The sequence below is a fragment of the Aquabacterium sp. UBA2148 genome, assembly GCF_002328915.1.
GTDB classification, from domain to species: Bacteria; Pseudomonadota; Gammaproteobacteria; order Burkholderiales; family Burkholderiaceae_C; genus Aquabacterium; species Aquabacterium parvum.
The window spans coordinates 1-6,734 of the sequence record NZ_DCXA01000168.1 but is presented as its reverse complement, the minus strand read 5'-3'; the positions used below and the strand labels follow the sequence as shown (position 1 = coordinate 6,734).

Here is a 6,734-nt window from a genome sequence, read left to right as displayed (position 1 = left end):
CCTGCGAGCCGGCGCCACGGTGGGCAATCCAGCAAGGGTAAGGCCAAGGATCGAGTGGGGAGGTCGGCGTCGGCATGGGTGTCAGGATAGCGAAACCCCTCAAGCATGAAACGATCCACAGGGGGGTGTGAAGTGCCCTTTTCGCGGGAAGGGGTGGGTGGGGTGCGTTAACATCTCGCCTCAGGCGCGAAAACCACCCCCTCACCGCAGTGCCTGGGCGGCTTGCGTCGCCCCGGCTCCGTGGCGTTTTCATTCAGGAACCCGGCCAAAACTGGCCTTTCGCGCCCGGCGCCCTCATGAACGCACCCACCGAGCTGACCCACATGACCGCCCAGGTCGCCGACGGCCACGCCGACGGCCAACCCCGCCTGCGCGAGATCCCCTACAACTACACCTCTTTCTCGGACCGCGAGATCGTCCAGCGCCTGCTGGGCCAGCGTGCCTGGGAGGTGCTCAGCCTGCTTCGCACCGAACGCCAGACCGGCCGCTCCGCCCGCATGCTCTACGAGGTGCTGGGCGACATCTGGGTGGTGCAGCGCAACCCCTACCTGCAAGACGACCTGCTGAACACGCCCAAGCGCCGTGGCCAGCTGATCGACGCGCTCTATCACCGCCTCAGCGAAGTCAACAAGCGCCGCACCCCCGGCAGCGACGCCGGGCGCGACAAGCTGGTCGGCGAATTGCTCGAAGCCGCCGGCCAGGCCATCGACCGCTTCGCGCGCGCCTTCGAACAGATGGCCGACCTGCGCAAGCGCGCCGCCGAGGCCCTGCGTCGCGTCACCCGCGCCGACAACATCAAGTTCGATGGCCTCAGCCGCGTCGCCCACGTGACGGATGCCACCGACTGGCGCGTCGAGTACCCCTTCGTCGTGCTCACGCCCGACACCGAAGAGGAGATGGCGGGCCTGGTCAAGGGCTGCGTCGAACTCGGCCTGACCATCATCCCGCGTGGGGGCGGAACCGGCTACACCGGCGGCGCTGTGCCCCTGACCTGGAAGAGCGCGGTCATCAACACCGAAAAGCTCGAGCAGATGACCGAGGTCGAGCTGGTCGACCTGCCCGGCGTGCAGCACAAGGTGCCCACCGTCTGGACGGGCGCGGGCGTCGTCACCCAGCGCGTGGCCGATGCGGCCGAGCGCGCCGGTTACGTGTTCGCCGTGGACCCGACCTCGGCCGAGGCCTCGTGCGTGGGCGGCAACGTCGCCATGAACGCGGGTGGCAAGAAGGCCGTGCTGTGGGGCACCGCGCTCGACAACCTCGCCTCGTGGCGCATGGTCACGCCCAACGCCGAGTGGCTGGAGGTGGTCCGCATCAACCACAACCTGGGCACGATCCACGACGTCGAGGTGGCGAGCTTCGAGCTGCACTACTACGCGGCCGACGGCAAGACCCACCTGCGCACCGAAAAGCTCGACATCCCCGGCCGCATCTTCCGCAAAGAAGGCCTGGGCAAGGACGTCACCGACAAGTTCCTGGCCGGCCTGCCCGGCATCCAGAAGGAAGGCTGCGACGGCCTGATCACCAGCTGCCGCTGGGTGGTGCACCGCATGCCCAAGCACACCCGCACGGTGTGCCTGGAGTTCTTCGGCAACCCGACCCTGTGCGTGCCCTCGATCGTCGAAATCAAGGACTTCATGTTCGCCGAGATGGCGCAACCAGGCGGCGCCATCCTGGCCGGCCTGGAGCACCTCGACGACCGCTACCTCAAGGCCGTGGGCTACGCGACCAAGAGCAAGCGCACGGTGGGCGGCAATGGCCTGCCCAAGATGGTGCTGATCGGCGACATCGTCGGTGACGACGAAGACCGCGTGGCCCGCGCCACCAGCGAGGTCATCCGCCTGGCCAACGGCCGCAACGGCGAAGGCTTCGTGGCCGTGAGCGCCGACGCGCGCAAGAAGTTCTGGGCCGACCGCAAGCGCACCGCCGCCATCGCCAAGCACACCAACGCCTTCAAGGTGAACGAAGACGTGGTGATCCCGCTGCCGCGCATGGGCGAGTACACGCTGGGCATCGAGCGCATCAACATCGAGCTCTCGCTGCGCAACAAGCTGGCCTTGCTGGATGCGTTCGACGCCTTCTTCAAGGGTGGCAACGCGGCGGTGGCAGCTTTCATGGGCAAGGCAGACGACCCGTCGGAGCTGCCCAGCGACGAGCAACTCACCGAGAAGGTGCAGGCGGCGCAAACGCTGCTGGCCCAGACGCGCGCCCGCTGGGGCTTCCTGTACCAGCACCTCGACACCCCGCTGGCCGACGTCAGCGGCGACTTGGTGGCCCTGGGCTACACCCAGCACCAGGACGGCACCTATGTGCCAGATGAGGCCACCGCTGGCCAGGGCACCGTCTTCAACCTGCTGCAGACGTGGAGCATCCGCGCCGGCTGGAAGAAGGAAATCCGTGAGCCGCTGGCCAAGGTCTTCAACGGCGCGGCGCTCAGCCCCGTCATCGACGAGCTCAAGCGCATCCACAAGCAGGTGCTGCGCGGTCGCGTGTGGGTGGCCCTGCACATGCACGCCGGCGACGGCAACGTGCACACCAACATCCCGGTCAACTCCGACAACTACGAGATGCTGCAAACGGCGCACGAAGCCGTGGCGCGCATCATGAAGCTGGCGCGTTCGCTCGACGGGGTCATCTCCGGTGAGCACGGCATCGGCATCACCAAGCTCGAGTTCCTGACCGACGAAGAGATCGCCAACTTCACGGCCTACAAGCTGAAAGTGGACCCCGAAGGCCGCTTCAACAAGGGCAAGCTGCTGCGCGGCGCGGCCCTCAAGGCCCTGGGCGATGACGTGCACGCCGCCGACCTGACCGAGGCCTACACGCCCTCGTTCGGCTTGATGGGCCACGAGTCGCTGATCATGCAGCAGTCTGACATCGGCGACATCGCAGCCAGCGTCAAGGACTGCCTGCGCTGCGGCAAGTGCAAACCGGTGTGCGCCACCCACGTGCCGCGCGCTAACCTGCTCTACAGCCCGCGCAACAAGATCCTGGCGACTTCGCTGCTGGTCGAGGCTTTCCTGTACGAAGAGCAGACGCGCCGCGGCGTGTCCATCCAGCACTGGTCCGAGTTCGAGGACGTGGCCGACCACTGCACGGTCTGCCACAAGTGCCTGACGCCCTGCCCGGTCAAGATCGACTTCGGCGACGTGTCGATGAACATGCGCAACCTGCTGACCAAGATGGGCAAGAAGAGCTTCCGCCCCGCTGGTGCAGCCGGCATGGCCATGCTCAACACCAACAACCCGCAGACCATCAAGCTGATCCGCACGGCGCTGGTGGACGTGGCCATGCCGCTGCAGCGCGTGGCCAACGACGTGATGAAGGTGGTGGCCCGCAAGCAGACCGACGCACCGCCGGCCACGGTGGGCAAGGCCCCGCTGAAGCAGGAAATCATCCACTTCATCAACAAGAAGATGCCGGGCGGCCTGCCCAAAAAGACCGCGCGCGCCCTGCTGGACATCGAGGACAAGGACTACGTCCCCATCATCCGCGACCCCAAGCAGACGACGGCCGACACCGAGGCGGTGTTCTACTTCCCAGGTTGCGGCTCGGAGCGCCTGTTCAGCCAGGTGGGCCTGGCCACGCAAGCCATGCTCTGGCATGCGGGCGTGCAGACCGTGCTGCCGCCGGGCTACCTGTGCTGCGGCTACCCCCAGCGCGGCGCCGGCCAGTTCGACAAGGCCGAGAAGATGATCACCGACAACCGGGTGCTGTTCCACCGCGTGGCCAACACGCTGAACTACCTGGACATCAAGACGGTGGTGGTCAGCTGCGGCACCTGCTATGACCAGCTGCAGGGCTACCAGTTCGACAAGATCTTCCCGGGCTGCCGCATCATCGACATCCACGAGTACCTGCTGGAAAAGGGCATCACGCTCAAGGGCAAGGACGCGTTCCTGTACCACGACCCCTGCCACACGCCCATGAAGCTGCAGGACCCGATGAAGACCGTCAAGGCCCTGGTGGGCGACGGCGTCATCAAGTCCGAGCGCTGCTGCGGCGAGGCCGGCACGCTGGCCGTCAGCCGCCCGGACATCTCCACGCAGATCCGCTTCCGCAAGGAAGAAGAGATCCGCAAGGGCGAGGCCGCGCTGCGCAACCAGGGCCTGCTGGGCGAGAAGGACAACGTCAAGATCCTGACCTCCTGCCCCGCGTGCCTGCAAGGCCTGAGCCGCTACGGTGAAGACACGGCCAACGGCCTGCTCGAAGCCGACTACATCGTCGTCGAGATGGCCCGCCAGATCCTGGGCGAGAACTGGATGCGCGAGTACGTCGACCGGGCCAACACCGGCGGCATCGAGCGGGTGCTGGTGTGAGTCCGATGACCGGTTGCGAGCTGTGCGAGCAGGAAGGTGGCATCCCCGTCTTCCGCAACGAAGCCCTGCGCGTGATCCGCGCGGTGGATGCCGACCACCCGGCCTTCTACCGCGTGATCTGGAACGCGCACGTGGCCGAGTGGACCGACCTGCCCCCGGCTGACCGCAGCCGCATCATGCAGGCCGTGGCCAAGGTCGAGACGGTGCTGCGCGAGCACATCAAGCCCACCAAGGTCAACCTGGCGAGCCTGGGCAACGTGGTGCCGCACCTGCACTGGCATGTGATCGCGCGCTTCGACTGGGACGCCCGCTGGCCTGCGCCGGTGTGGGCGCCCAAGCAACGCGAGGTGTCGGATGCCGAGGCGCGCCTGGCACTGCCCCTGACCGAGCTGGACCGCCGCGTGGCCGAGGCGCTGCTGGCCGGCTGAGTTCAGCCGCCGCCGGGCACACCGCCCTCGGCACCGCCAGGGTCACCGCCAGAGACACCCCCACCCAACGGGCCTGCCTGAGCCACCGACAGCCCGTCTCGGGCCGCCGCCTGCATCAACTGCTGCTCCATCCGAACGTAATGGCTCACCATGTGGGCCAGGCCATCGACCAGCTCGTCGTATGAGATGGGCGGGTTCGGATCGGAGAGGTGCCGGATCACGGTGAACATGCCGGCGTTCACGAAGATGTAGCTCATGGCCGCGAAGCGCTGCATGCGCGCGTACTGCGGGTTGTGCAGCAGGTACTGCACGATGATGTCGCCCAGCAAGCGCGAGACCTCGGTCAGGTCCAGGCGGAAGTCGGCGTTGAAGATCACCCTGGCATAACGCAGGTAACGCTGGTCGTCGCGCAGCAGCAGGGCCTGCACCTCGTAGAGCAGCGTCGGGATGGCCTGCGTCAAAGGCGTGCGCACGATCCTGGGTGTCAGGGGCTGCAAGGTGCTGACCAGGTCGCGCACGAAGCGCTCCTGCATGGCCGCGTAGATGGCTTCCTTGTTGCGGAAGTACTCGTAGAGCGACCCCACGCTGACGCCCGCGATGTCGGCGATGTGGGTGGTGGTGGTGCCGGCCAGGCCATGCCTGCCCAGGCTGATGTAGCCGGCGTCCAGGATGGCTTCCACGGTGGACTTGGCGCGTTGCTGTCGGGGGATGCGTGGCATGGCTGACGTGAAAGGATCCGAATTGAATCCGAATGAACATTCGGATCAAACTGTCAGCGATTATCGTGCACGTCAAGCAAACGTGCGCCCATCAGGAGACCACGCATGTCAGACACCGTTGCCACCCGCCCGCTCACTGGCGCCCAGGTGGGCATCCCCCCCGTCACATCGACTTTCGCTTCCCCAGGCTTCTCAGCGGTATTTCTTTTACGACCAGAACCCGCTGGCCAGCCTGATGTTCGTGGTCTTCTCCGGCATCTTTCCGCCGGGCGAGCGCTTCTTCATGGAGTCGGTGCGCCACTTCCGCGACCGCATCACCGACCCGGTGCTCAAGGCCCAGGTCTCGGGCTTCATGGGACAGGAGGCCCTGCACGGCCGTGAACACGATCGGCTCAACGACCTGTTCCGCGAGCGCGGCCTCGACGTGGACCTGCCTGCTCGCTACGTGCGCTTCGGACTGCGCCAGCTCGAGCGCTTCTCGCCCCGGCTGCAATTGGCGTGCACCACCATGATGGAGCACTTCACCGCCCACCTCGCCGAGGTCTGGCTGACCGACGAGGCCCTGGCAAAGTCATCCGACCCGGAAATGCTGCAGCTTTGGTACTGGCACGCGCTCGAAGAGCTCGAACACAAGTCAGTGGCCTACGACGTTTTCGAGCTGATCGGTGGCACCCAGCGCGAGCGCAAGCAAGCCGGCTGGCTCGTGGGCATTTTTGTGATGCTGCCGGTGGTGGCCAGCTGGCTCCACCTGCTGATCAAAGAAGGACAACTCTTCAACCTGAAAGAGAACCGGCAAGGCTTCAAGGCACTGTTTGGCCCCAAGGCATTGATCAGCTCGGTGCTGCGCCACATGCCCAAGTTCTGGCGGCGCAAGTTCCACCCGCGCCAGCAGGCCACGCAAGCGCTGGAAGAGGCATGGCGCACTCGTCTCTTCGGGCCGCAAGGCGAACTGCTCGACGCCTACCGCAACCCGAAGCCCTCGAACTGAACAGGCTCGCTGGGCTCAGCGCAACTGAAAGCGCCTGACCACTTCGGCCAGCGTTTCCGCCTGGCCCTTGAGGTGCTCTGCCGCTGCAGCGGACTCTTCAACCAGGGCCGCGTTCTGCTGCGTCATCTGATCGAGCTTGCCGACCGCCTGGCTGACGAGGCCGATGCCATCGGATTCCTGGTCGGCCGCCTGGGTGATCTCGCGGATGATCTGCGTCACGCGCTCGACGCCCTCGACGATGCCCTGCATGGACGTGCCCGCTTCTTGCACCAGCTTGGAGCCC

Annotated in this window: 5 protein-coding genes; 3 read left to right on the top strand and 2 right to left on the bottom strand. The window is 66.2% G+C overall.

From position 1 onward, the window contains the following. Positions 1 to 296: 296 nt before the first annotated feature. Together B2W70_RS09370 and B2W70_RS09365 are read left to right on the top strand one after the other, a co-directional pair. Positions 297 to 4,316 carry an FAD/FMN-binding oxidoreductase gene (locus B2W70_RS09370; RefSeq protein ID WP_286745112.1) on the top strand — a complete coding sequence of 1,340 codons (4,020 nt, stop codon included), beginning with the start codon at positions 297 to 299 and terminating at the stop codon, positions 4,314 to 4,316. A 5-nt stretch (positions 4,317 to 4,321) separates the two neighbouring features. Continuing rightward, positions 4,322 to 4,744 (top strand): HIT family protein, encoded by a 423-nt coding sequence (locus B2W70_RS09365; RefSeq protein ID WP_286745110.1) that lies wholly within the window; start codon positions 4,322 to 4,324, stop codon positions 4,742 to 4,744. Positions 4,745 to 4,746: 2 nt separating this feature from the next. On the opposite strand, the gene B2W70_RS09360 is transcribed toward B2W70_RS09365, so the two are convergent. Then, positions 4,747 to 5,463: a TetR/AcrR family transcriptional regulator gene (locus B2W70_RS09360; RefSeq protein WP_286745109.1), complete on the bottom strand. Its 717-nt coding sequence runs from the start codon at positions 5,461 to 5,463 to the stop codon at positions 4,747 to 4,749. A gap of 235 nt (positions 5,464 to 5,698) precedes the next feature. On the opposite strand from B2W70_RS09360, the gene B2W70_RS09355 reads away from it, so the two are divergent. Continuing rightward, complete coding sequence (locus B2W70_RS09355) at positions 5,699 to 6,451, top strand: metal-dependent hydrolase (RefSeq protein WP_349677445.1); 753 nt, start codon at positions 5,699 to 5,701, stop codon at positions 6,449 to 6,451. Between the two features lie 15 nt (positions 6,452 to 6,466). Here the strand turns inward: B2W70_RS09355 and B2W70_RS09350 are convergent. After that, positions 6,467 to 6,734, bottom strand: a 268-nt coding sequence (locus B2W70_RS09350) for a methyl-accepting chemotaxis protein (RefSeq protein WP_349677444.1), incomplete at its 5' end; no start/stop codon positions are given.